The sequence below is a fragment of the Actinoplanes siamensis genome (assembly GCF_016862395.1).
In the GTDB taxonomy this organism is placed as follows: Bacteria; Actinomycetota; Actinomycetes; order Mycobacteriales; family Micromonosporaceae; genus Actinoplanes; species Actinoplanes siamensis.
Window position 1 is genome coordinate 109,877 of the sequence record NZ_BOMW01000035.1, and the last position, 25,723, is coordinate 135,599.

At 71.9% G+C, this 25,723-nt stretch carries 22 protein-coding genes and 1 pseudogene; 11 read left to right on the forward strand and 12 right to left on the reverse strand.

The window, feature by feature from the left end; all coding sequences use genetic code 11:
- Positions 1-30: 30 nt before the first annotated feature.
- Positions 31-714, reverse strand: coding sequence for a GOLPH3/VPS74 family protein (locus tag Asi03nite_RS19595; RefSeq protein ID WP_203681700.1), 684 nt, complete (start codon positions 712-714; stop codon positions 31-33).
- Between the two features lie 174 nt (positions 715-888).
- Here Asi03nite_RS19595 and Asi03nite_RS19600 point away from each other — a divergent pair, with 174 nt between their 5' ends.
- Positions 889-1,413 (forward strand): acyltransferase, encoded by a 525-nt coding sequence (locus Asi03nite_RS19600; RefSeq protein WP_203681702.1) that lies wholly within the window; start codon positions 889-891, stop codon positions 1,411-1,413.
- A gap of 63 nt (positions 1,414-1,476) precedes the next feature.
- Here Asi03nite_RS19600 and Asi03nite_RS19605 read toward each other — a convergent pair whose 3' ends face one another.
- Positions 1,477-2,760, reverse strand: coding sequence for a nucleotide sugar dehydrogenase (locus tag Asi03nite_RS19605; protein WP_203681705.1), 1,284 nt, complete (start codon positions 2,758-2,760; stop codon positions 1,477-1,479).
- Positions 2,761-3,094: 334 nt separating this feature from the next.
- On the opposite strand from Asi03nite_RS19605, the gene Asi03nite_RS19610 reads away from it, so the two are divergent.
- Both Asi03nite_RS19610 and Asi03nite_RS19615 read left to right on the forward strand, forming a co-directional pair.
- The gene (locus Asi03nite_RS19610) at positions 3,095-3,733 is read left to right on the forward strand and encodes a class I SAM-dependent methyltransferase (protein ID WP_203681708.1); all 639 of its coding nucleotides are present in this window, start codon (positions 3,095-3,097) and stop codon (positions 3,731-3,733) included.
- Positions 3,734-3,737: 4 nt separating this feature from the next.
- Complete coding sequence (locus tag Asi03nite_RS19615) at positions 3,738-4,310, forward strand: hypothetical protein (protein ID WP_203681711.1); 573 nt, start codon at positions 3,738-3,740, stop codon at positions 4,308-4,310.
- 13 nt (positions 4,311-4,323) lie between these two features.
- Here Asi03nite_RS19615 and Asi03nite_RS19620 read toward each other — a convergent pair whose 3' ends face one another.
- Positions 4,324-5,865 carry a glycosyltransferase family 4 protein gene (locus tag Asi03nite_RS19620; RefSeq protein WP_239102786.1) on the reverse strand — a complete coding sequence of 514 codons (1,542 nt, stop codon included), beginning with the start codon at positions 5,863-5,865 and terminating at the stop codon, positions 4,324-4,326.
- Between the two features lie 179 nt (positions 5,866-6,044).
- On the opposite strand from Asi03nite_RS19620, the gene Asi03nite_RS19625 reads away from it, so the two are divergent.
- Entirely contained in the window at positions 6,045-7,709 is a 1,665-nt protein-coding gene (locus Asi03nite_RS19625; protein ID WP_203681714.1) for a glycosyltransferase family protein, read from the forward strand.
- Between the two features lie 55 nt (positions 7,710-7,764).
- Here the strand turns inward: Asi03nite_RS19625 and Asi03nite_RS19630 are convergent, their stop codons facing one another.
- Genes Asi03nite_RS19630 through Asi03nite_RS19645 form a run of 4 tightly spaced genes read right to left on the reverse strand, consistent with a single transcriptional unit; the run spans position 7,765 to position 13,269 of the window.
- Entirely contained in the window at positions 7,765-9,840 is a 2,076-nt protein-coding gene (locus Asi03nite_RS19630) for a glycosyltransferase (RefSeq protein WP_203681717.1), read from the reverse strand.
- Complete coding sequence (locus Asi03nite_RS19635; protein ID WP_203681720.1) at positions 9,837-11,174, reverse strand: glycosyltransferase; 1,338 nt, start codon at positions 11,172-11,174, stop codon at positions 9,837-9,839. The genes Asi03nite_RS19630 and Asi03nite_RS19635 overlap by 4 nt, the downstream gene beginning before the upstream one ends.
- Positions 11,171-12,172 (reverse strand): Gfo/Idh/MocA family protein, encoded by a 1,002-nt coding sequence (locus Asi03nite_RS19640; protein ID WP_203681723.1) that lies wholly within the window; start codon positions 12,170-12,172, stop codon positions 11,171-11,173. The genes Asi03nite_RS19635 and Asi03nite_RS19640 overlap by 4 nt, the downstream gene beginning before the upstream one ends.
- On the reverse strand, positions 12,169-13,269 hold the full coding sequence (locus Asi03nite_RS19645) for a DegT/DnrJ/EryC1/StrS family aminotransferase (protein ID WP_203681726.1): 1,101 nt from the start codon (positions 13,267-13,269) through the stop codon (positions 12,169-12,171). Before Asi03nite_RS19645 ends, Asi03nite_RS19640 begins: the two co-directional genes overlap by 4 nt.
- Positions 13,270-13,467: 198 nt before the next feature.
- On the opposite strand from Asi03nite_RS19645, the gene Asi03nite_RS19650 reads away from it, so the two are divergent.
- Positions 13,468-13,956, forward strand: coding sequence for an NUDIX hydrolase (locus tag Asi03nite_RS19650; RefSeq protein ID WP_203681729.1), 489 nt, complete (start codon positions 13,468-13,470; stop codon positions 13,954-13,956).
- Between the two features lie 191 nt (positions 13,957-14,147).
- On the opposite strand, the gene upp is transcribed toward Asi03nite_RS19650, so the two are convergent.
- Entirely contained in the window at positions 14,148-14,780 is a 633-nt protein-coding gene (upp, locus tag Asi03nite_RS19655) for a uracil phosphoribosyltransferase (RefSeq protein ID WP_203681732.1), read from the reverse strand.
- 60 nt (positions 14,781-14,840) lie between these two features.
- Here upp and deoC point away from each other — a divergent pair, with 60 nt between their 5' ends.
- The 6 genes from deoC (at position 14,841) to Asi03nite_RS37945 (ending at position 22,479) form a co-directional block, all read left to right on the forward strand.
- Complete coding sequence (gene deoC, locus Asi03nite_RS19660) at positions 14,841-15,770, forward strand: deoxyribose-phosphate aldolase (protein ID WP_203681735.1); 930 nt, start codon at positions 14,841-14,843, stop codon at positions 15,768-15,770.
- Between the two features lie 7 nt (positions 15,771-15,777).
- On the forward strand, positions 15,778-17,202 hold the full coding sequence (locus Asi03nite_RS19665) for an aldehyde dehydrogenase family protein (protein WP_203681739.1): 1,425 nt from the start codon (positions 15,778-15,780) through the stop codon (positions 17,200-17,202).
- A gap of 70 nt (positions 17,203-17,272) precedes the next feature.
- The gene (locus Asi03nite_RS19670) at positions 17,273-18,067 is read left to right on the forward strand and encodes an aldehyde dehydrogenase family protein (RefSeq protein WP_239102787.1); all 795 of its coding nucleotides are present in this window, start codon (positions 17,273-17,275) and stop codon (positions 18,065-18,067) included.
- A gap of 151 nt (positions 18,068-18,218) precedes the next feature.
- Entirely contained in the window at positions 18,219-19,097 is an 879-nt protein-coding gene (locus tag Asi03nite_RS19675) for a SatS C-terminal domain-containing protein (RefSeq protein WP_203681745.1), read from the forward strand.
- Between the two features lie 64 nt (positions 19,098-19,161).
- The gene (locus tag Asi03nite_RS19680; RefSeq protein ID WP_203681748.1) at positions 19,162-21,432 is read left to right on the forward strand and encodes a transposase; all 2,271 of its coding nucleotides are present in this window, start codon (positions 19,162-19,164) and stop codon (positions 21,430-21,432) included.
- A 645-nt stretch (positions 21,433-22,077) separates the two neighbouring features.
- Entirely contained in the window at positions 22,078-22,479 is a 402-nt protein-coding gene (locus Asi03nite_RS37945) for an HAD family hydrolase (protein ID WP_239102788.1), read from the forward strand.
- A 402-nt stretch (positions 22,480-22,881) separates the two neighbouring features.
- Here Asi03nite_RS37945 and Asi03nite_RS19690 read toward each other — a convergent pair whose 3' ends face one another.
- The 4 genes and pseudogenes from Asi03nite_RS19690 to Asi03nite_RS19705 all read right to left on the reverse strand — a co-directional run.
- The gene (locus Asi03nite_RS19690; RefSeq protein WP_043512997.1) at positions 22,882-23,472 is read right to left on the reverse strand and encodes a GTP-binding protein; all 591 of its coding nucleotides are present in this window, start codon (positions 23,470-23,472) and stop codon (positions 22,882-22,884) included.
- A gap of 1 nt (position 23,473) precedes the next feature.
- Complete coding sequence (locus tag Asi03nite_RS19695; RefSeq protein WP_185046269.1) at positions 23,474-23,854, reverse strand: DUF742 domain-containing protein; 381 nt, start codon at positions 23,852-23,854, stop codon at positions 23,474-23,476.
- Between the two features lie 89 nt (positions 23,855-23,943).
- Positions 23,944-24,348 (reverse strand): roadblock/LC7 domain-containing protein, encoded by a 405-nt coding sequence (locus Asi03nite_RS19700; RefSeq protein WP_014447580.1) that lies wholly within the window; start codon positions 24,346-24,348, stop codon positions 23,944-23,946.
- Positions 24,345-25,723, reverse strand: a pseudogene (locus tag Asi03nite_RS19705) (nitrate- and nitrite sensing domain-containing protein); the annotation flags it as partial. The pseudogene Asi03nite_RS19705 and the gene Asi03nite_RS19700, both read right to left, overlap by 4 nt.

A 25,723-nucleotide genomic window follows, 5' to 3' on the forward strand; every position in this document is an offset into this window, starting at 1 on the left:
CGGGTGTCCACGGGACACCCGGGAGACTCGTCAGGCGACCTTGGGGGCGCCGAGCGCGGCCGAGATGGCCTTGCCCAGGGTGGCGACCACCAGCGCGACGCTGGGGCGCACGATGGAGTCCTCCATGCCGGCTCCCCCGGCGAACCCGGCGCCCGCGGAGATCTCCTGCAGGCGGCGGTGGGCCTGCCCGGCCTCCTCCGGCGGCAGCTTCAGCGCCGGCTCCATGCGGGCCGCGCAGAGCAGGGTGGCCAGCGCGGCGGTGCGCTCGTCCGGCACCGTGTCGGTGGTCAGCGCGTCCTTGAGCCGGCCCCGGATCTCGGCCTCGAACGCCGGGTCGGTCGTCGGGTACCGGTGCACGTGGATGAAGTCCAGTTGGGTCTCGTCGACATCCTTCACCACGCCGCGGGCGCACAGATCCTCCAGGACCCGGGTGCGCAGCCGGTGCCGCAGGCGCTGCAGCCACTGGGCCGGGGTGTGCGGCTGGTCCTCGTCGACTTTGGCGAGCACGGCGTCGGCGATCGGGTCCCCGATCGGTGTCGGGTCCTTGACCTGCAGGTAGCCGTCGACATAGGCGACTCGGCCCGCCAGCGCGAGATCGATCAGCACAGCCGCGGCCATGCCGAGATCGAGCCCGATCCGGGAGCCGGTCGCCTTGCCCGTCTGATCGTCGTACGCGAGAAGCAGAAGTTCCTCGGCGAGCGGAATGGAGGTCATGCAGAAAAACATAACGGCTCGGCGCTCGACCGTCAGTCGCCGGTGGAGCAGCATCCGGGTGCGACAAGGGTACCGAAACCAAGGGTAGTCGTCCGGTCATCATGGGTGATCGGAGGGCGGGCTTTCCGCCGAGCCGGTTTCCCGCCGGAAATCGGCGAGCGGGAGACTACCGGCATGAACTCCAACTCAAGCGAGCCGTTCATCCACCCCTCGGCGGACGTGGAGGACGGCGCCCGGATCGGGGCCGGCAGCAAGATCTGGCACATCGCGCACATCCGCTCCAGCGCCGTCGTCGGCGACGAGTGCGTGATCGGCCGCAATGTGTACCTGGACGCGAACGCGGTGGTCGGCAACCGGGTCAAGATTCAGAACAACGTCTCGGTCTACCAGGGCGTGACGATCGAGGACGAGGTGTTCGTGGGCCCGTGCGTGGTGTTCACGAACGACCTGCGGCCGCGCGCGCAGAACCCGGACTGGACGATCACCCCGACGCTGATCCGCCGGGGCGCGTCGATCGGCGCCAACGCGACACTGATCTGTGGCATCACGGTGGGTGAGGGCGCGATGATCGCGGCCGGCTCGGTGGTGACCAAGGACGTCGAGCCGTACCAGCTGGTGCGCGGCAACCCGGCGCGGCCGGCGGGCTGGGTGGACGAGAAGGGCGAGATCGTCAGCCGGGATCCGGCGAAACGCCCCTGAGAACGGCGACGGGCCCCCGGTCCTCGACCGGGGGCCCGTCGAAACCGATCATCCGGTACGGCGTCAGCCGCCGATCACCACGCGACGGATCGAGCCCAGCCGCTCGGGGTCGGTGACCCGGCGGCCGTCGACGACGACCTCGACGCCCGGCAGCTCGGCAGGCGTGAGGTTGCGGTACTCCGCGTGGTCGGCCTGCACGATCGCCGAGTCCACCGCCTGGCCCTCCCACGCGGGCAGGCCGTGGGCGACCAGCTCCTCGGCGGTGTACATCGGGTCCGAGACGTACGCCGTGGCGCCGCGCGCCTTGAGCTCCTCGACGGTCGGGAAGACGCCGGAGAACGCGGTCTCCTTGACGCCGCCCCGGTAAGCCGCGCCCAGCACCAGCACGCTGCGGCCGGTCAGGTCGCCGACCGCGGCGGCGAGCAGGTCCACCGCGTACGACGGCATCCCCGCGTTCGCCTCACGGGCCGCCCGGACCACCGTGGCGGTCGGGTCGTTCCACAGGTAGAGCCGCGGGTAGACCGGGATGCAGTGCCCGCCGACCGCGATGCCCGGCCGGTGGATGTGGCTGTACGGCTGGGTGTTGCAGGCGTCGATGACCAGGTTCACGTCGATGCCGAGGGTGTCGGCGTACCGCGCGAACTGGTTGGCCAGGCCGATGTTGACGTCCCGGTACGTGGTCTCGGCCAGCTTCGCCAGCTCGGCGGCCTCGGCGTTACCCAGGTCCCAGACGCCGTTCGGCCGGTCCAGGTCGGCACGCTCGTCGAAGTCCAGCACGGCCTGGTAGAACTCGACACCGCGGGCGGCGGACGCCTCGTTCACGCCGCCGACCAGCTTCGGGTACTTGCGCAGGTCGGCGAAGACCCGGCCGGTGAGCACCCGCTCCGGGCTGAACACCAGGTGGAAGTCCTCGCCGGCGACCAGGCCGGAGCCCTCCTGGAGCAGCGGCGCCCAGCGGTTGCGGGTGGTGCCGACCGGCAGCGTGGTCTCGTAGCTGACCAGCGTGCCCGGGCGCAGGCCGCGGGCGATGTCCTTGGTGGCCGACTCCATCCAGCCGAAGTCCGGCTTGCCGTCCGCGTCCACGAACAGCGGCACGACCACCACGACGGCCTCCGACTCGGCGACCGCGGCCGCGGTGTCGGTGGTGGCGGTGAGCAGGCCGGCGCTGACCGCCTCCTTCAGCTTGACGTCGAGGTCGGCCTCACCCGGGAACGGGACCTCACCGGCGTTCACCTTGCGCACGGTCGGCTCGGACACGTCCGCGCCGATCACGGTGTGGCCCTTGGAGGCGAACTGGACGGCGAGCGGCAGCCCGATCTTGCCCAGGGCGACGACACAGATCTTCATGCGAGAGTCTTTCCTCCTTGGCGGGGCTAGCGCCGGTACAACTTCCGGACCAGGCGCCCGGCGAAACGTCTCGCCCCGAACGTATTGACCGTCGCAGAGCCTCTTGACCAAACACAGGGGGCCGCGAGCGGTCGTCCAGCTTGACGGTGACCGTGTAGAAGAGTAGGCCACGCCGGTAGCGGAGCGAACCCGCGTCCGGCACTCACCTCCGGTCCGGGGAGTTTGTCCGGGGACGCCGCGCCGGGCGACGACACGCCGGTTTCGGGAATCAAGGTGGGTTCGATACGCTGTGTCCACCTTCGATCGCATTCTGATCGGCGTATTCTTGGCCGCTATGGCGCTACTCAGCGACGTGGAAGCCGCCGCGTACTGGAACGAGCGGCACCAGCAGGAGAGCGACCTCCGCTCGGGTGGCCACATGGCGTTCGACGAGGCCACCAACCGGATGTTCTACATCCGGCGACTGGCGCTGCTGATGGACCTGATCGGCCTGCAGTCCTCACCGGTCGCCCCGCTGTTCCTGTTGGACGCCGGATGCGGCAAGGGCTGGTTCAGCCGGGAGCTGGCCCGGTTCGGTCATCAGGTGGACGGGATCGACGCCAGCGAGGTGGCGTTGGACCACGCCCGTCAGGAGGGTGGCGGGCCGCGGTTCCACCGGTCGTCGCTGTCCGGATGGCGCAGCCCGTGGCTCTACGACGCGGTGATCTGCGTGGACGTGCTGTTCCACATCCTCGACGACGCCGAGTGGGAGCGCTCGGTGCGCAACCTGGCGTCGCTGGTACGGCTCGGCGGCCGGCTGCTGGTGGCCGACTGGCACGAGGAGCACGACCAGGCTTTCGGCAACTACCAGGTGCTGCGCGGGCGCCGCAGCTACCTGCCCCTGCTCCAGGACTGCGGCCTGCGGTTCGAGGGCTGGCATCCGTACGACTTCCGGGCCAGCGTCATCGGCCTCTACGCGTTCACCCGGCGGTGAGGACATGTTGATCAAGGAACTGCCGGCGCTCGCCGGTGGCGCGGACTCGGTCGTCTGGGCCGGCGGCGGGAATCAGGACGAGCTGCTGCGGGCGCTGCTGCCGATGCGGCCGGAGACCCCGCGGCGCGCCGCCGACGAGCCCTTCGACCCGGACGCCCTGATGATCGCGTTCGTGGGCCCGGACCAGCCGCCGGACGGATGGAGCGCCGCGCTGCGCGGCCTGCCGGCCGGTGGGCGGCTGTTGCTGCTGCTCGGCTGGCCGGTCGCCGACCTGCCGTACCACCTGGTGCTGGACCCGCTGGTCGGCGCCGGCTGCCAGGTGCTACAGGCGGTGCCGGTGGACAAGGCGAACCGGCACGGCGTGTACTGCGCGGTGATCGCGGCGCGGGTGGAGCGGCTGGCGCCGCTGCGGTCCTACCTGGACGACTCGCCGATCACGCTGGACGGCCCGGAGCCCGGACTGCCGGCGCTGCTGCGGCTGACCGGCGAGCACACCTTCGCCGACCTGGTCGTCCGACCGCTGCGGCGCCGGCTGGCCGAGTTGGAGGCGGGCGACCGGCCGGCTTCCGCCGGCTGATCGCCCGCGCCGCTCACTCGCCGAGGACCCGCCGGTAGAGCGAGGTCATCACCTTGGCCTGCGCGTCCCAGGTCCAGCCGTCGAGCAGGCCCGGCTTGTCGTACGCCGCCCGGTACTTCTCCGGGTCGTCGAGGACCAGCTGCACGGCCCGGACGTAGTCCTCGACGTCCGCCGCCGGCGCCTGCTCCTCGGGGGTGGCCGTGGACGTGAAGACCTCGCCCTGCCCGGTCGCCCGCACCGTGCCGGCCATCGTCCGGACGTCGCTGACCACCAGCGGCAGCCGGGCGTGCGAGTACTCGAAGAACTTCGTGATCAGGGCGATCTCGTGGTTCGGGAAGTGGAAGATCGGGATGACGCCCAGGGTGGCGGCGGACAGGAACGGCACCACCTGCCAGTGCGGCACGTACGGCAGGAAGTGCACCCGCTCGGACACGCCCAGCGCCCGGGCCCGCTTGCGGAGCCCGCCCATGTAACCGCTGCTGTGGTTGTTGGTGACCAGGGCCAGGTGCACGCCGGGCTGCTTGGGCAGCGCCTCGATCATGACGGCCAGGCCACGCTGGATCGACGCCGCGCCGCTGTAGACGATCAGAGGCACGTCCGGCCCGATGCCGCACAGCTCCCGCAGGTCGGGGATCGGGGTGCCGGCGGCGTCCATCGGGGCGTGCTCGGCGGCCGGGGTGTTCAGCACCACCGCCGGGCGCTCGGGCAGCCGGTGCGCCTCCTGCAGCATGCCGGCCAGGTCGTCGGAGACAGTCATGGCGGCGTCCGCGTACGGCACGTACTCCTGCTCGTGCAGGATGTTGGCGGCGCGCCAGCGGGCGTGGTTGGTCCACGGGCGGACACCCGGCAGGAACTCGTGCGCGTCCCAGACCAGCTTGATGTCCCGGCCCTTGGCCTTCGCCCGGATCTTGGCGCGCGCGCCGACCCCGAGCATCCGGAAGTCGTTGGCGTGGATCAGATCCGGCTTCATCTTGTCGATCACCGGGCCGAAGCCGAGCTCCCAGTCCCACAGGACGGGCTCCAGCCGGCGCCAGGCGCGCGGACCCTGCACCGTGCTCCAGAACCAGGTGTAGAGCTTGTCGCTGGGGCTGTCCAGCTGCTTGCGCGCGGTCAGCGCCTTCTTGGTCTGCCGCTGGCGGACCGACACCCACTTGTTGACCACCCGGGACGCCTGCCACTGCACCTTGCGGGAGATCTCGCGCGCCCCGCCCGGACTGGTCAGCCGGTCCATCGAGATGTTCGCCCGCCACGCCTTGACGGACTGGCCGCGCTGGTCGCCGACGCCGGTCTGCGGGTACGCCAGCGGGGCCATCAGCCAGCGGCGGCGGAACTGGTGCGGCCGCTTGTCCAGGTGCAGCGGCACGGGCACGAGCCGGACCTTGGCCGGGCCGAGCATCCAGGTGTGCTCCTGGTTGTCCGGCGAGCGGCCGAGCAACGTCACGTCCCAGCCGGCCTCGGCCGCGGAACGGGCTTCCTTCTGCACCCGCGAGTCGCCGTTCACGCCGTTGTCGACGAGCATGACGATCCGGCGCGAGGGCGCCTCGTCCGTACCCATGAAAGCTCCTACTTTTGATCATGCCAGGTGGAGGGGAATGGCCACCGCGGAGATTAGAGGCGACACCCGCGCTAGGCAATCCACGCTACTCAAGGTCAGTCATCCCCGATGTGGCGGGTAGCGTAGATTGAGCCCGGAATTCTGACCTCCCCCACTTCACAGGCGAAGGCGCACTCCGCATGACGCAGGTACTGAAGAAGATCCGGGACCGCGCCAAGCGCTTCACCAAGAAGGCCGGCCACAAGGTCGTGGGCAAGGCGTTGAGCGACCCGCGGGGCCGCCGGGCCGGACAGGCGCTGCTCACCGCGCCGGGCCTGAGCGACGCCCAGCGGCGGGCGCTGGGCCGCCGGATCGCCGGCAAGCTCACCGGCCTCGGCCTGCCCGCCGAGGCGGCCGCCACCCGGCTGCGCGTCGCCAAGCTGGTCCGCGAGCCCGCGGCCCGTGCCGAGCTGCTGATCGCGGCGGCCAAGGACGAACTGGACGCCGGCACCATCCCGGACTTCCTGCTCGACGCGGTCACCGCCGAGCTGGCCGTCGCCGACGCGGCGCTGGCCCGCAAGGACTACGACAAGGCGACCGCCTCCACCTTCCAGGTGCTCCAGCTGCTCTTCCACCGCGCGGTGCACTTCGACTGGCTCAGCTCGCCGATGGCGCCCGATCCCACCGCCTTCCTGGCGCCGCTGCACCGCAGCCTGGTCGGGCGCACGATGGCCGCCTCGCACGGCCGCCGCACCCCGGCGGCGGCGCCGCCCACCGACCGGCCGCACCGGCTGCTCTTCGTCACCCGCGGCAACGAGAACTTCCTCGGCACGATCCGCGAGCGCTACGCCAACGACCCCGCCTTCGAGGTACGCACGCTGGACCTGCTCGCCGATCCGGAGAAGGCGAAGATGGTCCGGGTGCCGTTCATGATCAAGGCCAAGCTCGGCGGCGACCCGGGCTACGCGGAGCGGCTGCGGGAGTGGTTCGCGCCCTCGCTGGAGTGGGCCGACACCGTCTGGGTCGAGTGGTCGGTCGCGCAGGCGGTGCTCTTCACCATGGTCGACCCCGGCGACACCCGGATCATCGTGCGCCTGCACCTCTTCGAGGCGTTCACGATGTTCCCGCACATGCTGGACGTGTCCCGGATGGACGACTACGTGTTCGTCTCCGAGCCGCTGCTGGACTACACGCTGGACGTGGCGCCGCGGCTGCGGGAGCCGGGCGCCCCGCGCACCCACGTGGTCACCAACGCGGCCCGGCTCGACCAGTTCCGCCGCCCGAAGGATCCGCAGGCCCGGTTCACGCTCGCCCAGATCGGGCAGAGCCGGATCGCGAAGGATCCGCGGTGGACCTTCGAGGTGCTGCGTGAGCTGCGCAGGCACGACGAGCGGTACAACCTGCTGCTGATCGGCGCCGACCTGGACGGCTCGCCCACCCCACAGGCCGCCGCGTACCACAAGGAGTACCTGCGCGAGCTCGCCGAGTTCGAGGCGCAGGGCGCGGTCCGCCGGCTCGGGCAGACAAACGACGTGGCCGGCGCGCTCACCGGGGTCGGCGTCGTGCTCAGCGCCTCGGTGCGGGAGAGCTTCCACCTCGGCGTGATCGAGGGCGCCGCCAGCGGCGCGGTCCCGGTCGTGCGGGACTGGCCGTTCTTCGCCGGGCGGGCGCACAGCGCGCGCAGCATCTTCCCGGCCGAGTGGATGGTGGAGACTCCTGCCGACGCGGCGCGGCGGATCCTGGAGCACACCGCCACCGAGGAGATCTGGCGCGGCACCGGCGACGCGGCCACCGAGCACGCACTGGCCACCTGGGACTGGTCGGTGGTCCAACAGCAGTACGACCGGCTGCTCCAGCAGCCCTGAGACGAAAGAGGAGCGCCGGTCGGCCGACCGGCGCTCCTCTTTTCTCGCTACGCGGTTACTCCCGCCCGTCGCCGGGCAGCCGGAGCGCGATCGTGACGTGCAGGTTCGGGTACCGGCGGGCGATCTGCCAGCCGATGCGCTCACCCTGCACGCCGTTGACCACGACCCGGCGCACCTTCGAGAAGTCGATGTCCGGCAGCACCCCGCGGGTGTGCCGCCACATCGTGTGCGGCCGCAGGAGCGCGGCCGGCGCCTTGGTGACCTTGCTGGTCACCTTCCGCCGGAACGTCCGCGCCTTGCCCTGCACCGTGCGCGTCAGGGCCACCGCCATCGGGGACGCGGTGTTCGGAGCCGGCCGCGGGGCCAGACCACCGGTGCCGGCCTGCTCCTCGCCGAGCCCGTGCACCCGGATGCCCGGGTCGTCCGCCTCCCGGGCCCACTTGCCCGGGTCCGGGACGATCAGGTCCACACCGAAGCCCTGTTCACGGGCCTTCTTCACGAAGTCCCGGGTGCGGGCCGGGCGCGGCGGGTAGATCGCGACCACCACGATCCTCTCGGCCGGCTCGGCGACCGGCACGGGGACCGACCCGGCGGGCGGCTGCGGAGCCGGCTGCCGGTAGACCTCCATCAGCTGCCGTCCGACCGCCTCGAAGCCGTACCGGGCGCGCAGCTGCTCGCGGGCCTCGGCGAGGTTCAGTTTCGGCCACGCGTCCCGCAGCTCGCGGAACGCCTCGGCGAGCGCCTCCGGCTTCTTGGTCACCGGGAACAGCTTGCCGGCGACGCCGTCCAGCCCGCGCAGCGTCTCGGCCGGGCCCTGGCTCGCGGCCACCAGCACCGGGGTGCCGGTCGCGACGGCCTCGACCATGGTCATGCCGAACGTCTCCAGCTGGCTGGCGTGCACCAGCAGGTCGTGCTCGTGCAGCAGCGCGGCCATGTCGTCCGGCGCGACGGCCGGGCGCTGCTCGATCCGGTCGGTCAGCCCCAGCTTGCGGATCTGGTCGCGCAGGGCGTCCTCCAGCTTGCCCTCGCCCACCAGCGTGAGCGTGACCGCCGGATCCTCCGCGGCGATCAGCGCGAAGCCGTCGACCAGGGTCTGCACGCCCTTGTGCTCCAGCATCCGCCCGGCGTAGACCCAGCGGTTCGGCGCCTCGGGCATGCTCGGCCGGACCGTGAACCGATCGAAGTCGATCGGGTTCGGCACGACCTGCAACTTGTACGCGAACTGCGGGAACTCGTCGGCGATCTGGTCGCGCAGCGAGCCGCTGACGCAGAGCACCGTCTCCACCCGGGCCAGCATGTCCGCGTACTGCCGGCGGGCCGGTGGCTGCGCGAAGACGTACCGCAGGAAGGTGGCGTGCTCGGTGACGACGATCCGGGCGTCCGGCCGGGCCAGCGCGGCCGCCATCACCCCGCCGAAGTGGCCGGAGTGCGCGTGCACCAGCGGCGCCTCGATCTGCCCGGTGGGCAGCGCCGCCCGCAGCCGGCGCACCTGCTCGTCGGCCCAGATCGCGTACGGCTGCTTGCGGGGCTGCGGCGCGATCACCCGGGTCAGCTCGCCCTCGGGGACGTCCTGCACCGTGACCCCGCCGTAGCGGGCCAGCTCGCGCTGCATGGTGATGTCGATCAGGTTCCCGGTGAGCCGCCACGGCGGGTAGAACCAGTGGTCGGTGTTCAGGATCGAGATCGAGTCGAACTCCGCCCGCACCGTCTCGACCGCGGCCTTCACGAACGAACCGGCGAAGGTGTCGTTCGCCGACGGGTACCACGGGGTCACCACGGCCAGGTCGGCCGGGGCCGGCCGGCGTGCCGGGTCGCCCTGCGGGTCGGTCCGCACGGTCAGCCGGGGGAACGCCGTGCGGGCCTGCTCGGCGATCGTCATCGCCACCGGGTCACCGATCACCAGCAGGTCGGCGCTGCCCAACAGCTCCTTGACGGCCGGCCACGGCTTGTCGCCGACCCGCTGCAGCGTCACCCCGGGCGGCGGCTTGACGCCCTTCCACTCCGGGATGCTGCCGACCACCAGTGTCACCCTCGCCCCGGCGGCGGCGAACTCGGCGGTGTAGGCCAGCGCCGCGCGGATCCGGAACTCGCCCAGCGCCACGTAGACGACGGATCGGTAGCTCTCGCTCATCGTCCGCCCTCGGCCAGCGCTCGCAACCGGTGCTCCCATGGTGTCAGTGTGGCCTCCCGGGTGTACCGGTCGGCGTGTGCCAGGGCCGCGTCGAAGGTCGGCTGGTCCAGGTCCCGGGCCGCCTTCGCCGCGGCGATGAACGACTGGGCGACGTTGTCCTCGTCCAGCTTGGTGCCGTGGAACCAGAGCGGGTAGCCGGTGAGCACGTCGGACGCCGCGATGTCCGGCTCGTGCACCGAGACGATCGGCTTGCCCGTCGCCATGTACTCGAAGACCTTGCCGGACGTGACGAACTTGGCGCCCGGCACGCAGAACACCAGCGCGTCGGTCTCCTCGTACACCTTCGCCGCCTCGGTCTTGGAGAACGAGCCGTGGTAGACCACTCCGCTGTCCGGGCCCTCGCCCAGGCGCGGCCGGATCATGGCCGCCTCGTGCGGGAAGAAGCCGAGGTGCCCGTGGATGTCCAGGACCGCGTCGGCGAGCAGCGGATGCCTGCGGGCCAGTTTCCAGCCGCCGACCAGGACCTCGAGCGGCAGGTACGGCGTGACCGTGCCGAGGTAGCTGAAGTGCAGCGGGCGGCTCGGGTCGTTCGGCCGGAAGGTGGCCCGGCCCAGCAGCTCCGGCTCCCACCCGTTCGGCACGACCTCCATCTGCTTGGCCGCGAACGGGTAACGCTCGGCGTACCACCGGCGCATGCCGTCGTTGACGAAGACGACCTCGCCGGCGTCCCGGACGACCTTCTCCTCCCACTGCATCATCCGCCCGCCCTCGGGGAAGCGGATCTCCTCGGTGAACTGGTTGAAGGTCCACGCGTCCCGGAAGTCGATCACGTACGGGATCCGGAACAGCTTGCCGAGGTAGTGGGCGGCGGCGAACGATACGAACGGGTTGCCGGTCGCCAGCACCAGGTCGAAGCGCTGCTTGCGGTGCCGGGCCACCGCGGTGCGCATCACACCCGGCACCCAGCCGATGTAGTGCTCCCCGAAGATCCGCTTCTGGGACTCCTGGTAGAGCTTGCTCGCCACGTTCGGGAACATCCGGCGGAACATGCTGAACCGCCGGACGTCGCTCTCGTAGTTGTAGGTGTTCATGGCGGGTCGTTCCACCCGGATCCGGGGGTCGACCGTGGCCTCCAGCGCCGGGTCCGCGGCGCCTTCGAGGTGGTACTCGAAGAACTCGCGGGGCGCGGTCACCACTGTGACGTCCCAGCCCGCCTGAGCCAGGTGATTGGCGGTCGCGCGGGCGCGGAACACGCCGCTCGCCCGGCTCGGCGGGAAGTAGAACGACAGATAAAGCACCCGGGGTGGGCGCCCTTCGGAGAACTTGCCGGTCATGCCTCGCCCTGGGTCGGCACGGGCACCGTGATGCCCTCGCGCGCGGACTGGAGAACCGCCGCTGCCACCTGCACCGTCCGCATGCCCTGGCGCAGCGAGACGATGTCGCTCTGCTTGCCCTCGACCGCGTCCCGGAACCGCTCGTGCTCGACGAGCAGCGGCTCGCGCTTCGGGATGGCGTAGCGGACCATGTCGCCCTCGGCCACACCGCGGAACGCGCGCAGCGCCTCCCACTCGGTGCCGAAGGCGCCGTTGGCGTAGAAGGTGAGGTCGGCGGTGAGCGTGTCGGCCACGTAGCTGCCCCGCTCGCCGGTGATCACGGTGGACCGCTCCTTGAACGGGCTCAACCAGTTCACCAGGTGGTTCGCCACCACGCCGCCGGACAGGCCGGCCACCGCGGAGACCATGTCCTCGTGCGGGCGGCCGCTGCGCGACACGGTGCGCGCGGCGACGTGCTCGTACGGCAGGCCGGTGACCCACGCGGTCAGGTCGATGTCGTGCGTGGCCAGGTCCATCACCACGCCGACGTCGGCGATCCGGCCCGGGAACGGGCCCTGCCGCCGGGTGACGATCTGGTAGATGTCGCCCAGCTCGCCGGCCTCCAGACGGGTCCGCAGGCTCTGCAGGGCGGGGTTGTACCGCTCGATGTGGCCGACGGCGCCCACCAGGCCCTTGGCCTCGAACGCCTCGACCAGCCGGGCGGACGCCTCGAGCGAGGGGGCCAGCGGCTTCTCGATCAGCGCGTGCACGCCCTCGGCGGCGAGCCGTAGGCCGATCTGCTCGTGCAGGCCGGTCGGGCAGGCCACCACCGCGTAGTCCGGGCGCAGCGCCAGCAGCTCGTCCAGCTCGGCGACGACCGGCACGCCGTGCGGGCCGGTCGCGCCGGGGGCCGGGTCCAGGATGCCGACCAGCTCGACGCCGTCCAGCAGGGAGAGCACGCGGGCGTGGTTGCGGCCCATCGCGCCCAGGCCGATCAGAACCGCACGCAGGCCGCTCATGCCGCCACCTCGTTCACGGCCGCGACGATACGCTCCAGCTCCTCCTGGGTCAGGCTGGGCATCACCGGCAGGGAGACGACCTCGGCGGCCGCCCGGTCGGTCTCCGGCAGCTTCCACGGGCCGACGTTGCCGTCCTCGGTGAGGTACGGCCGGAGGCGGTGGATCGGGGTCGGGTAGTAGACCGCGTTGCCGATGCCGCGCTCGGCCAGGGCCGCCTGGAACGCGTCCCGGTCGCCGGAGACCCGCACCGTGTACTGGTGGTAGACGTGCTCGACGCCCTCCGCCACGGTCGGCACGGCCACGCCGGACAGGTTCGCGTTCAGGAACGCGGCGTTCTCCTGGCGCTTGCGGGTCCAGCCGAGCAGCTTGCCCAGCTGCACCCGGCCGATGGCCGCGGCCACGTCGGTGAGCCGCATGTTCGCGCCGACGATCTCGTTCTGGTAGCGCTGTTCCATGCCCTGGTTGCGCAGCAGGCGCAGCTTGCGCGCGTACTCCGCGTCGGCGGTGGTGATCATGCCGCCCTCGAGGGAGTGCATGTTCTTCGTCGGGTAGAAGCTGAAGCAGCCGGCCAGGCCGAACGCGCCCACCGGGGTCCCGTTCAGGGCGGCGGCGTGCGCCTGGGCGGCGTCCTCGATCACGGCGAGGCCGTGCGCCTCGGCGATCGGCATGATCCGGTCCATCGCGGCGGGCTGCCCGTACAGGTGCACCGGCATGATCGCGACGGTGCGCGGGGTGACCGCGGCGGCGACCGCGTCCGGGTCCAGGTTGAACGTCGCCGGGTCGATGTCCGCGAAGACCGGCGTGGCGCCGGCCAGCCGGACGGCGTTGGCCGTGGCGGCGAACGAGAACGACGGCACGATGACCTCGTCGCCCGGCTTCAGGTCGAGGGCCAGGAGCGACAGCTGCAGCGCCGACGTCCCGGAGTTGACCGCCACGCAGTGGCGACCCTCGACCAGCTCACCGAACTCGCGCTCGAAGGCCGCAACCTCCGGGCCCTGAACCACCATGCCGCTGCGCAGCACTCGGACTGCGGCGTCGATCTCCTCTTCGCCGATCACGGGACGAGCGGCTGGAATGGCAGGCTGGGAGCCCGTCATGGGCGATCCTCCCGAACAAGAGTGAGGTATGCGGAGGGACTCGTCACTCCCCGCAACGACGCCCGTTGTATCGATGGTGGCATGGCGTCGGCCGCTCGTCGACGGCGGCGGACGACATGGTACAGCATCTTCACGTATCACTTCGTATTCAGCGCCGCCCGCGGGGGCAGGTATCGGACGCCCCTAGGGTGGCCTCTCATGCAGGCCATTCTCGCTACGCTCGGTTATGTTCTGTCTCCCAGCGGTGACCAGGTGCTGATGATCCGCCGGGACGCCCGCCCCGACGACCTCCATTACGGCTATTACAACGGCCTGGGCGGCAAAGTGCATCCGGATGAGGACGTCGTCACCGGAATGCGCCGAGAGATCACCGAAGAGGCGGGACTTGCTTGCGAACGGCTGGACCTGGCGGGGACGATCTCCTGGCCGGGGTTCGGCCGGAACGGGGAGAACTGGTTCGGCTTCCTGTTCCGCATTCCGGCCTGGTCGGGCACGCCGCTGAGCGGGAACGACGAGGGGTCGCTGCACTGGGTCGACCGGGCCGACCTGCTGGCCGGCCGGCTGCCCATGTGGGAGTCCGACAGGCACTTCCTGCCACTGGTCTTCGCCGAACGGCCGCAGATCTTCCACGGAGTCATGCCGTTCGAGTCCGGCAGGGCCCTCTCCTGGACCTACTCCACCCTGTGAGCCCGCTCGGCCCCGCCCCGCCGGCACCGAGCTCTCCCCCGTACGCCTCAATCGGATGGAGAATCCCAGGCCGCCGGCACGGCCCGTCGCGCCCCGAGCCGGGCCGACCGCAACCACCACGCATTTCGCCCGTAGAAGACGAGAGCGGGTGAAATGCCGCCGAACGGAGCGAGGCCCGTCAAACCCAGCGATCAGAACCTGCGCATGCCGCCGAACTGACGGTCGCCCGCGTCCCCCAGGCCGGGCACGATGTACGCCTTCTCGTTCAGCCCCTCGTCGATCGAGGCGGTGACCAGGCGCAGCGGCAGGCCCGAGTGCTTCAGGCGCTCGACGCCCTCCGGGGCGGCCAGCACGCAGCAGACGATGATGTCGGTGCAGCCCCGGTCGGCCAGCAACCGGCAGCAGTGCAGCAGCGAGCCGCCGGTGGCCAGCATCGGGTCGAGCACCAGGACGGGCTGCCCGGCCAGGTCGGTCGGCAGGGACTCCATGTACGCCCGGGGCTCATGGGTCTCCTCGTCCCGGGCCAGGCCGACGAAGCCCATCGAGGACTCGGGCAGCAGCCCCAGCGCGGCGTCGGCCATGCCCAGGCCGGCCCGCAGCACCGGCACGATCAGCGGCGGGTTGGCCAGCCGGGTGCCCTCGGTCGGCGCGACAGGGGTCTCGATCCGGAACTTCTCGACCGCGAAGAGGCGGGCCGCCTCGTAGACCACCATGGTGGTGAGCTCGTGCAGGGAGGCCCGGAAGACGCCGGACTCGGTCTCGGTCCGGCGCATCGCGGTGAGCCGCGTCTGAGCCAGCGGGTGATCAACTACAAGGACGTCCACGGCGCTCAACCTACCGTTCCTTCAAGATCAACTGTCATCAGGTCGCATAGAATCGTTCTCATGACTGCGACAGCGACCGTCGGGCTGTCCGATCTCCGCGCCTTCCTGCACGGCCTGCCCGGGGTCGACAAGGTCGGCGTCGAGGGCCGGGCCGCCGCGCTCGGCACCAGATCGGTGAAGACCGGCAGCAAGGCCAAGGCCATCGACCTGGCGATCCGGATGGTCGACCTGACCACGCTGGAGGGCGCCGACACCCCGGGCAAGGTGCGCGCGCTGTGCGCCAAGGGGCGGCGGCCGGACCCGGCCGACCCGGGGTGCCCCCCGGTCGCCGCGATCTGCGTCTACCCGGCGATGGTCCCGGTCGCCGCGGCCGCGCTGGCCGGCTCCGGCGTGCACCTGGCCAGCGTGGCCACCGCCTTCCCGTCCGGCCAGGCCCCGCTCGAGGTGAAGCTGGCCGACACCCGGGCGGCGGTGGCGGCCGGCGCCGACGAGGTGGACATGGTGATCAGCCGGGGCGCGTTCCTGGCCGGCGACTACACCCGGGTGTTCGACGAGATCGTCGCGGTGCGGGAGGCGTGCGGCAGCGCGCACCTCAAGGTGATCCTGGAGACCGGCGAGCTGGGGACGTACGACAACGTCCGCCGCGCCTCCTGGCTGGCGATGCTGGCCGGCGCGGACTTCATCAAGACCTCCACCGGCAAGGTGGCGGTCAACGCCACGCTGCCGATCACTCTGGTGATGCTGGAGGCGGTCCGGGACTTCCGGGCCCGGCACGGACGCCAGGTCGGCGTGAAACCGGCCGGCGGCATCAAGACCACCAAGGACGCGATCAAGTACCTGGTGCTGATCAACGAGACCGTCGGGGACGACTGGCTGAGTCCCGACTGGTTCCGGTTCGGCGCCTCCTCGCTGCTCAACGACCTGCTGATGCAGCGCACCAAACTGACCACCGGGCACTACTCCGGTCCCGACTACTTCACCCTGGACTGAGGGACCCATGTTCGAATACGCCCCGGCACCGGAATCACGCTCCGTCGTCGACATCGCGGACTCGTACGGGCTGTTCATCGACGGCGAGTTCCGGGCGCCCGCGGACGGCGACGCGTTCAAGACGATCAACCCGGCCTCCGAGGAGGTCCTCGCCGAGGTCGCCACGGCCGGCCCGGAGGACGTGGACCGCGCGGTCGCCGCCGCCCGGCGCGCGTTCCCGGCCTGGTCCGCACTGCCCGGCGCGGAACGCTCGAAGTACCTGTTCCGGATCGCCCGGATCATCCAGGAGCGCTCCCGTGAGCTGGCCGTCCTGGAGTCGCTGGACAACGGCAAGCCGATCAAGGAGACGCGGGACGTCGACCTGCCGCTGGTCGCCGCGCACTTCTTCTACTACGCGGGCTGGGCGGACAAGCTGGCGTACGCCGGGTTCGGCCCGGACCCGCGGCCGATCGGCGTGGCCGGCCAGGTCATCCCGTGGAACTTCCCGCTGCTGATGCTGGCCTGGAAGGTCGCGCCCGCGCTGGCCACCGGCAACACCGTGGTGCTCAAGCCGGCCGAGACCACCCCGCTCTCCGCGCTGTTCTTCGCCGACGTCTGCCGGCAGGCCGAGCTGCCCCCGGGCGTGGTCAACATCGTCACCGGCGCCGGCGACACCGGGGCCTACCTGGTGGCCCACCCCGACGTGGACAAGGTCGCGTTCACCGGTTCCACCGAAGTGGGCCGGGAGATCGCCCGGACCGTGGCCGGCACCGGCAAGCGGCTCACCCTGGAGCTGGGCGGCAAGGCTGCGAACATCGTGTTCGACGACGCGCCGATCGACCAGGCGGTCGAGGGGATCGTCGACGGGATCTTCTTCAACCAGGGGCACGTCTGCTGCGCCGGCTCCCGCCTGCTGGTGCAGGAGTCCGTCGCCGACCACCTGATGGACTCGCTGAAACGCCGGATGGCCACGCTGCGGGTCGGCGATCCGCTGGACAAGAACACCGATGTCGGCGCGATCAACTCGGCCGCACAGCTGGCCCGGATCCGGGAGCTGTCGGAAATCGGCGCGCAGGAGGGGGCGGAACGCTGGTCGCCCCCCTGTGAGCTGCCCGAGCGCGGCTTCTGGTTCGCTCCGACGGTCTTCACCGGGGTGACCCAGGCGCACCGGATCGCCCGCGAGGAGATCTTCGGGCCGGTGCTGTCGGTGCTCACCTTCCGCACTCCGGCGGAGGCGATCGAAAAGGCGAACAACACGCCGTACGGGCTCTCCGCCGGCGTCTGGACCGAGAAGGGCTCCCGCATCCTCGCCGTCGCCGACAAGCTGCGCGCCGGGGTGATCTGGGCCAACACGTTCAACAAGTTCGACCCGGCGTCGCCGTTCGGCGGCTACAAGGAGTCCGGCTACGGACGCGAGGGTGGCCGGCACGGCCTGGAGGCGTACCTTGCCTAAGTCATCGAAGGTCGCAGCGCCGGCGCAGCCGGCCGGGACAGCGGAGTCGGGCGCTTCTGTTCGCCTCTCCGTGCGCAAGACCTACAAGCTCTACATCGGCGGCAAGTTCCCGCGCAGCGAGTCAGGACGGACGTTCGTGGTGGACGGCGACAACGTGGCCCTCGCCTCCCGCAAGGACGCCCGCGACGCGGTGGTCGCGGCTCGGGCCGCGCAGCCCGGGTGGGCCGGCGCCACCGCGTACAACCGGGGTCAGGTCCTCTACCGGGTGGCCGAGATGGTGGAGGCCCGGCGCGCCGAGTTCGCCGCGCTCGGGGTGGCCGCCGGCGAGCTGGACGCCGTGATCGACCGCTGGGTGTGGTACGCGGGCTGGGCCGACAAGATCGCCCAGGTGACCGGCGGGGCCAACCCGGTGGCCGGGCCGTTCTTCAACATCTCCGCGCCGGAGCCGACCGGCGTGGTCGCGGTCGTCGCGCCGCCCACGCTGCTGGGCCTGGTCAGCGTGATCGCCCCGGCCGTGGTCACCGGCAACACCGCGGTGGTGCTGGCCGCCGACCCGCAGATCGCGATCACCCTGGCCGAGGCGTTCGCCACCTCGGACGTGCCGGGCGGCGTGGTGAACGTGCTCACCGGCAGGTACGCCGAGACCGCCCCGTGGCTGGCCGCCCACGCCGACGTGAACGCCCTCGATCTGACCGGAGTGGAGAGTGCGGAGCTCGCCGCGGAGTTGGAGCGGGCGGCGGCCGGCACGCTGAAACGGGTGCTCCGCCCGCCGGCCGGGGGTGCCGACTTCACCGCCGACCCGGGCCTGCGGCCGATGACAGCGCTGCTGGAGACCAAGACGGTCTGGCATCCCAAGGGCTTCTGAGCCGGCCGGCCGCGGCAGCCGTTTCCGGACGGCGCGACATTCACCGGCGCGACGCGAGGGGACGGGGCCGTTGTCACACAGCGTTGCGGACTAGGGTATGTGCCGGTAGTCACCCGTCCCGCCCACCCCCAGATCAACCCGGAGGTCAACCGTGACCAGCCAGTCCGACGAGCCCGAGGCGTCAGCGCCGGTGGCCGAGAAGTCCTCAGCGGAAGGACTCAACGGGCGTGAGCTCTGGGAGCAGGTCCGCATCGAGCCGGTCGAGGTCGCCCTGCCGGGCGGTGTCGGCCTGACCCTCCGGGCCTACCGGAAGGTGTCCGAGCTGACCCCGACCGAGATCGAGGTCGAGGAGGAGGACCCGTTCGACGCCCGCAAGCGCGCCGCCCTCGACGAGGACGGCGAGGAGGGCGTGATCGTCGACGAGGAGTACGAGGCTCTGCTCGCCGAGGACGGGGAGGACGAGGACGGGAAGAAGAAGTCCGGCGACGAGACGGAAGCGGCCGCCGACGAGACGGAGGAAGAGGCCGCCACCCGGGCGGACGACGAGGAAGTACCCATGTTCCTCAGTCACCGGGGCCGGTTGCTCGCCTTCAAGAACGCCGAGGCGCTGGTCGCCTTCATTCGTTCGGGTGCTCCACACGATCTCGCACAATTGGACACCTGGGGCGACCTGGCGGAGCGGGTACAGTCGAGCGACATCGACCCGCTGCCGGAGGAGCGCTACGAACTCGACCTCGTGGTGGAGAACCTGCGCGGCGGACACGACACGTGGGATCTGCCGCTGCTCATCGCCGCCGGCGAGGTGGCCCGGGACCTCGGGTACGCGCTCCGGCTCAAGCCGGTGATCCTGGCGTTGTCGCCCGGTTCCCCGCTCGATGACCTCGACGAGTCCCTCCGTGCCGCGGAAAGCGGTGGAATGGGCGGTTTCTTCGGTCGGCGCCGACTGAAGAAAATCGGGGCACAACAGGCGAGTCTCGGCTGGCGGTCGGTCATCGGCAAGATCTCTGCTGCTGTGGACTGGCGTGACTGACCGATTACCAGGGAACATCAGTCCTTGGCCACAGAGAAGCACTCCCGGGGAGGAGGACGACGCCGTGGCGCTCGTGCGCGTGTACTGCGGTCTTGCGTCGGCTGATGATGCGGTGCGTTCGGCCTCGGTCGCGCCGCTGACCATCGCCGTGGTGGACGACGCCGGCCGGCTGCTCGGCGTCCACGAGATCAGCGACGACCCGGCCGGTTACGCCCTGCTGGGAACGCTGCTCGTGGAACGGACGACGGGGTTCAGCGACGCGGCCGTGGCCGCCGACAGCGACGACCACGTCGTCACCTCGCTGCTCACCGCCGCCGGCCGACCGCTGGTCGTGGTCGACGACGACGACGCGGACGACTTCGCCGAGCGCTTCTCGGACGACGACTCCCCGGAGGAGATGGCCGCCCCCGCCGCCGCACGGCGTGCGGTCGGGCTGGCCCGCGCCCTGCAGGCCGGGGCGATCGCCGCGGTCACCCTCCCCGCGCCGCGCGAGCTGGTCAGTTACAAGCCGGTCCTGGCCGCGCACGTGGCCATGCTGGCCGGGCGCAACGCGGCGGCGATCGCGCTCCGCGAGGTGCTGCGCGAGCTCTACCCGGCCGCTCTCCGGGCGTATCCGGACCCGGCGCACCCGCTGGCCATGTCGGTTCTCGAGGCGGTCCCCGAGCCGGGCCGGCTGATGGCCGGCCGCGGCGGCGACCCGGCGCAGGCCGCGCAGGAGGTCGCCGGCGACCTCACCCGCGCCGGCGCCGGCACCGAGGACCAGGTGATCTCCGCGGTCACCGCCCTGCAGGTGGCGATCAGCGAGTCGCCGCGTCGGGGCGGCGTCAACAAGTCGCTGGCGCCGGCCGCCGCCGAGGCGGTCCGCCACGCCGTCGCCGCGGTGCGCACCTGCGACGCCGCGTGCGGCGCGCTGGTCGGCACGCTCGCCGCCCGGGCCAGCAGCCCGGCCACCGAGCCGAATGTGGGCCGTCGCGCCGCCCGCCGGGCCGCCGAGCCGGCCCCGGCCCAGCAGTCGCCGGTCAGCTCCGACCTCGGCTCACGGCTCAGCCGCCGCAGCCGCCCCGAGCCCTCGGTGGCCGGTCTCGGCAACGGGCCGGCCACGCCGCGGCCGATGAACGCCCCGCCGGTCGCGCCCGACCCGATCACACCGCCGCCGGTGGCGCCGGCCGCGGCGAACGGGCTGCCCGGCCGGGGCAGCACGCCGGGCAACCGGCCGGTCTCGGTGCCGCCGCCCCCGCCCGGCATGACCCCGATCACGCCGGGCTCCCGGCCGGTGCCGGGTTCGCGCAACCCGGCCGCGCCGTTGTCACCCGCCGCGCGGAACCCGATCTCCCCGGCCGCGCGGAACCCGATCTCCCCGGCCGGTGCGCCCAGCACGCCGGCCGAGGCGGGCGAGCCGTTCCGGCCCACGCTCGCCAACGCCGAGCTGAACCGGGCGCGGGCCGAGCGGGGCCGCACGGTCATCCCGACCCGGTCGAACACGCGGACCACCCCGTCGCCCGCGGCGGCGAACGGTTCGCCGACCGACTTCTCCCTGCCGATGCCGTCCCAGCGGCCGGCCGAGGAGACGCCGGAGCCGGGCTCCCGCGCCAACTGGCCGTTGCTGAACACCAGCGACGACGACGCGCTCCCGCAGCGCCCGGCCGCCGCCCCGGTCAGCGGTGCCGGCGCCGACGGCCGGGTCCGCCCGCCGTGGCAGGACATGCCGAAGGAGCCGCCCGCGCTGCACCTGGTCGACGGCCCGCTGAACGCGACCCGGGGCAAGGCTCCCGGGCTCGACCAGCTCGGCGACCCGCCGTCGCTGCGTGTGATCGACGGCGGCGCCCGCGGCACCTCGGTGGAAGGCCTGCCGCCGCGGGTCACCGCGCTGGACCGCAGCGCCGCCCCGCCGGTCCCGGCCGACGGCAACGACGGCGATCTGCTGATCTTCGCGGCCGCCCGGTCCGCGTGGTTCATCGGCGGCACTCCCGACTCGGGCAACGTCGAGTGGTCCAACCCGAACGACAGCGGCTGGCGTGCCGCGCAGAAGGCGGCCACCCCGGCCGTCGCCGCGGAGACGTCGGCCGGCCTGCCCAAGCGGGTGCCCCAGGCGAACCTGGTGCCGGGCACCACGGTGCGCGAGGAGCGCCCGCTGCGGATCGTCCGCGACGCGGCGTCGATCGCGGCGCACACCACCGGATACTTCCGGGGCTGGCGGCGCGGGCAGGAGATCGGCGGGTTCGCGATGGGCGGCCGGCCCGGTCGTGAGGCGGCCGGCGGGTGGGATTTCACCCGGGACCGCGAGGCCTCGGACGAGTATCGGAACAACGGCGCCGGGTACAGCGGCGGGCGCTGAGATCCGCTTCTCGAAGCCGGGTCGGTCTTTCGGGGCGGGCCCGGCTTCGTCGTATCCGCCCCCGGGTCCCGCCTTCCCGTATTCGCCACGGCCCGCTCCCCAGCCGCCACGGACCCGACTCCCCCGCCCCGGCTCCCCCACCGCGCCACCACGGCCGGCTCCCACGCGGACGCCGCGCACGCGGCTTCCCACCGCCACCGCCGCCACGGCCCGGCTCCCGCGCCGCGGGGCCGATTTCTCCGGGCCGCGATCCGGGTCCGTCACGCGGCGCCTTCGGTGCCGGTGACGGACCGGCTTGGGCCGCCGGCGGGCCATCCCCGATGCTTGCGGCATGCGGGCGATCATCTTCGATTTCTTCGGCACGCTCACCGACCCGGCCGCCGAGAGCGAACGGCTGACCACCTTCGCCGCCACCGCCACCGCCCTCGGGGTGCCGGCCGACCGCTTCACCGCCGCGATGGCGGAGAGCTTCCCGCGCCGGGCGACCGGGGTGTACGGCGGGACCCGGGACACTCTGCTGGCGATGGCCCGGGCGTGCGGCGCCGAACCATCCCCGGCGCGCCTGGCCGCCGCGGTCCGGACCCACCACGCGGGGGCTGAGCGCGTTCGCAGGCCCCGTCCGGACGCGATCCGGACACTGAGTGGGTGCGGGACCGGGGCTACCTCGTGGGGCTTCTCAGCGACTGTTCGAGCGAGTTGTGCGAGGCCTGGCCGCGCACGCCGTACGCGAGCCTGATCAACGCCCCGGTGTTCTCCTGGCGCGAGGGATTCCGCAAGCCCGACCCACGGTTGTACGCGACGGTGAGCGCACGGCTCGGCGTCTCCCCGGCGGAATGCTGGTTCGTCGGTGACGGCGGCAGCCGGGAGCACGACGGCGCACGGCTGGCCGGGATGCGGCCGGTGCTGGTCACCAACGCGGCCTATCCGGAGGTGCGGCACCTACGCACCGATCCGGACTCCTTCGAGCCGGCCGACCAGATCTCCGACCTGTCGGAGCTGGCCGCCCTGATCGGCACAACGCGGCCCCGGACCGACCGCCGCCCCTGACCGGCACCGTGCCGCCCCGGACCGACCGCCGTCCTGATCCACACGGGCCCGCCCCGAACCGACCGCCCGTCCTGCTCGACACGGGCCCCGCGCCGAACCGCTGGCCGCCTTACCTACGCGGCCGCGCCCGGGTTCGGCGAAACCGAGCAGGCTGCCGGGTGGCCGCCGGAGGTGCCTCGAGCGCGCGGTCACCCCCTGAGAACCAGCCCGCCACAGCGAGCCGGACACCAGAGGTGTCTCGGACAGTCGATGAGAACCCTGGACGCCAGCCGGGCGAAAAGCGAGCTCTCGGCCACCGTCGGTAACCAGTGACCCAGGGTCGTCGATCCGCTGCGCGCAAGACCGTTCCCGGAGCGCGCGAAAGCCCCGCTCCGACCAGCGGAGCGGGGCTTTCACCGTTCGTCAGGCCGGCGCTACCGCACGCGTACGACGCATCGTCAGCACATACTCGACGAGCGAGATGAGGACGTTCTTCGTCGACTCGCGGTTACGGGCGTCGCAGCTCACCACCGGCACGTCGCTCGAGATCGCCAGGGCGTCCCGAACGTCCTGCGGGTTGTGGTACTGCATGCCGTCGAAGCAGTTGATCGCCACCAGGTACGGCAGGCGACGGTGCTCGAAGAAGTCGATGGCGGCGAAGCAGTCGGCGAGCCGACGGGTGTCCACCATGACCACCGCACCGATGGCGCCCCGGACCAGCTCGTCCCACATGAACCAGAACCGCGTCTGGCCAGGCGTGCCGAACAGATAGAGGATCAGATCGCGGTCGATGCTGATCCGGCCGAAGTCCATGGCGACGGTGGTGGTCATCTTGCCCGGCACCTGCCGGTTGTCGTCGACACCCACGCCGGCCGAGGTCATGATCGCCTCGGTGGTCAGCGGGGTGATCTCCGAGACCGACCCCACCAGCGTCGTCTTACCGACGCCGAAGCCACCGGCGATGACAATCTTCGCCGATGTCACGCGTCCGCCCGCAGCGGGACGTTGCGACATGTCAGAGCCTGCGAAGTCCACTCAGCACCCTTTCCAGCAGTTCCGTGCCTACCGCGTCGGTCTCGTCTTCGAGCGAGGTGGGCTCGTACACCGCGAGTAGGCCGTCAGAGGCCATGTCGGCGACGATCACACGTGCCACACCAAGCGGCAGTTGCATGCGTGCGGCGATCTCCGCCAGCGACTGAACTCGGCCGCCGTCGCACATCGCCGCTATGTACTGATGCTCGCTTCCACCCTGCCCGCCGCGGATCATTCCGGAACGGCCGCGCACGGTTGTCTCGACCAGCGCTTCCAGCGCTATCTCAAGCTTCGGCCGGGTTCGACCACGGGTCACGGCATACGGCCTGACCAGCGCGCCGGTCGGCTCATCGCGTTCGGGCATCGTCACCGTCAACCCCTCCCTCGGCCTCTCGAAGTGTATTGGTTCTCAAGTTTCTGGACAGTAGCCGGATGGGCCGGCTCACCGCGCCTTCAGCCCAGCACCCCGGCCGCGGAACGCGGCGCGGGGGTCAGCGCCTCGCCGACGCGGTCGACCAGGAGGGCCATCTCGTAGCCCACCTGTCCGACGTCGCAGCTGCGCGCCGCGAGCACCGCGAACGAGGAGCCATCGGAGATGGACATCAGGAACAGGAATCCATTGTCCATCTCCACGACCGTCTGCAGAACGGCGCCGCCCTCGAAGCAGCGTGCCGCGCCCTGGGTAAGGCTGACCAGGCCGGACGCGATGGCCGCCAGCTGGTCCGCGCGGTCCCGGGGAAGGTCCCGCGAGGCCGCCAGGAGCAGACCGTCGGCGGAGACCGCAATCGCGTGCGCGACCCCGGGAACGCGATCAGCAAAGTTGGCCAGGAGCCAACCGAGATCCTGCGTAGATGTCATGCCTCATGCTCCTTGCCAGCCTGCGAGGGCTGCTGCCCTCCCGGAGTCTCCTCCAGGTTGGTCGATTGTTCCTTGGTGCGACCGCGCTGCACACCCCGGTGGTACGCGGACAGCAGACCGCGGACCCCCTCGGGAGTACGACGCTGGACGGAGTTACCGCCCCGGTCAACACCGCCGGGGACGAGTTGCGCCATCGGCGTGCGCTTCGGCAGGCCCGCCGTGGTGGTCGTGTCGATGGTGACTTCGGACGCCTTCTGAGCAGCGGTCCAGCCGTCGTCGGCCGCGGTCCGCCACGGGTTGGCCGGGGCGGCGCCGTACGATCCGGCGCCGGCCGGGGTGGACGCGCCGACCGTGGCCGTGTCGAGCTCGCGGGCCTCCGGGGAGGGCGCCTGCTGCGGCACGCCCGAGTTGCGGGCCGGCTCGCCGGTCGGGATCCGCTGCGAGACCACCGCCTCGTCGCCGGAGCCGGAGACGGAGACGGACGGCTTGGTCGCCTGGGTCGTGGTGAACCAGGCCGACTCGAGCTCCCGGAAAATCGGCAGCTCCATGGTCTCGTCGGCGAACGGCGCCGCGCCCTCCCGGGCCGAGGCCGCGGCGATCTGCGCGGCAGCGGTCGCCTGGTCGGCGGCGGGGCTGCTGACCGGGGCCACCGAGGAGTCGTACGCCGGCGGGGCCGACGCGGGCAACGCCACAGTGGGCGGGTTGACCGGACGGGCCACCTCGGGCTGCGGCTCGGCGTTCTCCGGGCGGTACCGCGGAATCTCGGCGGTCATGTCCAACGCCGCCGCGAGGTTCTCCGGGACGTGCGGGGTGTTGCTCTCCCGGTCGCCGGCGACCGGCGGCCAGGCCGGCGGCGCGGAGGCGAACGGGTTCGGGTTCGCGGAGACCGGGTCGTTCGGGCCGGACGAGACCGGCGTGGCGGAGACCGGCGGCGCGGACGGCACCGGCGGCACCGAGGTGACCGGCGGGACCGGCGGCGCGGAGACCGGCGGCATGAACGCGTTGGGGCCCTGGCTGTCCGGGTTCGCCGGAAGCTGGCGCGGGATGGTCGCACCGAAGCCGTTCACGTCACCGTCGGGACGCTGGTAGTCGTTGCCGTTGCGGCGCTGGGCCAGCTCGTCCAGGCCGGCGAAGCCCTGCGGGCCGGAGCTGACCGGACCGGACGGCAGCGGGGGCAGCGGCTCGTTGCTGCGCGGGCCGAAGCCGTCGGGCGCGCCGTTGAAGCCGTTGGCCGAGCCGTTCCGGCCACCGCCGAAGCCATTGCTGGACGACCCGTTGATCCCACCGCCGAAACCGTTGGTCGGGCCACCGCCGAAACCGTTGGTCGGGCCACCGCCGAAACCGTTGGTCGGGCCACCGCCGAAGCCGTTGGACG

What these genes read in the sequence shown, in the direction of transcription:
- Asi03nite_RS19635 (WP_203681720.1), bottom strand. Translation starts at nt 11,174, where the DNA reads ATGACCGGCAAGTTCTCCGAAGGGCGCCCACCCCGGGTGCTTTATCTG.
- Asi03nite_RS19650 (WP_203681729.1), top strand. Translation starts at nt 13,468, where the DNA reads ATGCAGGCCATTCTCGCTACGCTCGGTTATGTTCTGTCTCCCAGCGGT.
- Asi03nite_RS19695 (WP_185046269.1), bottom strand. Translation starts at nt 23,854, where the DNA reads ATGCCCGAACGCGATGAGCCGACCGGCGCGCTGGTCAGGCCGTATGCC.
- Asi03nite_RS19625 (WP_203681714.1), top strand. Translation starts at nt 6,045, where the DNA reads ATGACGCAGGTACTGAAGAAGATCCGGGACCGCGCCAAGCGCTTCACC.
- Asi03nite_RS19645 (WP_203681726.1), bottom strand. Translation starts at nt 13,269, where the DNA reads ATGACGGGCTCCCAGCCTGCCATTCCAGCCGCTCGTCCCGTGATCGGC.
- Asi03nite_RS19700 (WP_014447580.1), bottom strand. Translation starts at nt 24,348, where the DNA reads ATGACATCTACGCAGGATCTCGGTTGGCTCCTGGCCAACTTTGCTGAT.
- Asi03nite_RS19620 (WP_239102786.1), bottom strand. Translation starts at nt 5,865, where the DNA reads ATGGGTACGGACGAGGCGCCCTCGCGCCGGATCGTCATGCTCGTCGAC.
- Asi03nite_RS19615 (WP_203681711.1), top strand. Translation starts at nt 3,738, where the DNA reads ATGTTGATCAAGGAACTGCCGGCGCTCGCCGGTGGCGCGGACTCGGTC.
- Asi03nite_RS19690 (WP_043512997.1), bottom strand. Translation starts at nt 23,472, where the DNA reads ATGTCGCAACGTCCCGCTGCGGGCGGACGCGTGACATCGGCGAAGATT.
- Asi03nite_RS19665 (WP_203681739.1), top strand. Translation starts at nt 15,778, where the DNA reads ATGTTCGAATACGCCCCGGCACCGGAATCACGCTCCGTCGTCGACATC.
- Asi03nite_RS19640 (WP_203681723.1), bottom strand. Translation starts at nt 12,172, where the DNA reads ATGAGCGGCCTGCGTGCGGTTCTGATCGGCCTGGGCGCGATGGGCCGC.
- Asi03nite_RS19605 (WP_203681705.1), bottom strand. Translation starts at nt 2,760, where the DNA reads ATGAAGATCTGTGTCGTCGCCCTGGGCAAGATCGGGCTGCCGCTCGCC.
- deoC (WP_203681735.1), top strand. Translation starts at nt 14,841, where the DNA reads ATGACTGCGACAGCGACCGTCGGGCTGTCCGATCTCCGCGCCTTCCTG.
- Asi03nite_RS19595 (WP_203681700.1), bottom strand. Translation starts at nt 714, where the DNA reads ATGACCTCCATTCCGCTCGCCGAGGAACTTCTGCTTCTCGCGTACGAC.
- Asi03nite_RS19630 (WP_203681717.1), bottom strand. Translation starts at nt 9,840, where the DNA reads ATGAGCGAGAGCTACCGATCCGTCGTCTACGTGGCGCTGGGCGAGTTC.
- Asi03nite_RS19600 (WP_203681702.1), top strand. Translation starts at nt 889, where the DNA reads ATGAACTCCAACTCAAGCGAGCCGTTCATCCACCCCTCGGCGGACGTG.
- Asi03nite_RS19610 (WP_203681708.1), top strand. Translation starts at nt 3,095, where the DNA reads ATGGCGCTACTCAGCGACGTGGAAGCCGCCGCGTACTGGAACGAGCGG.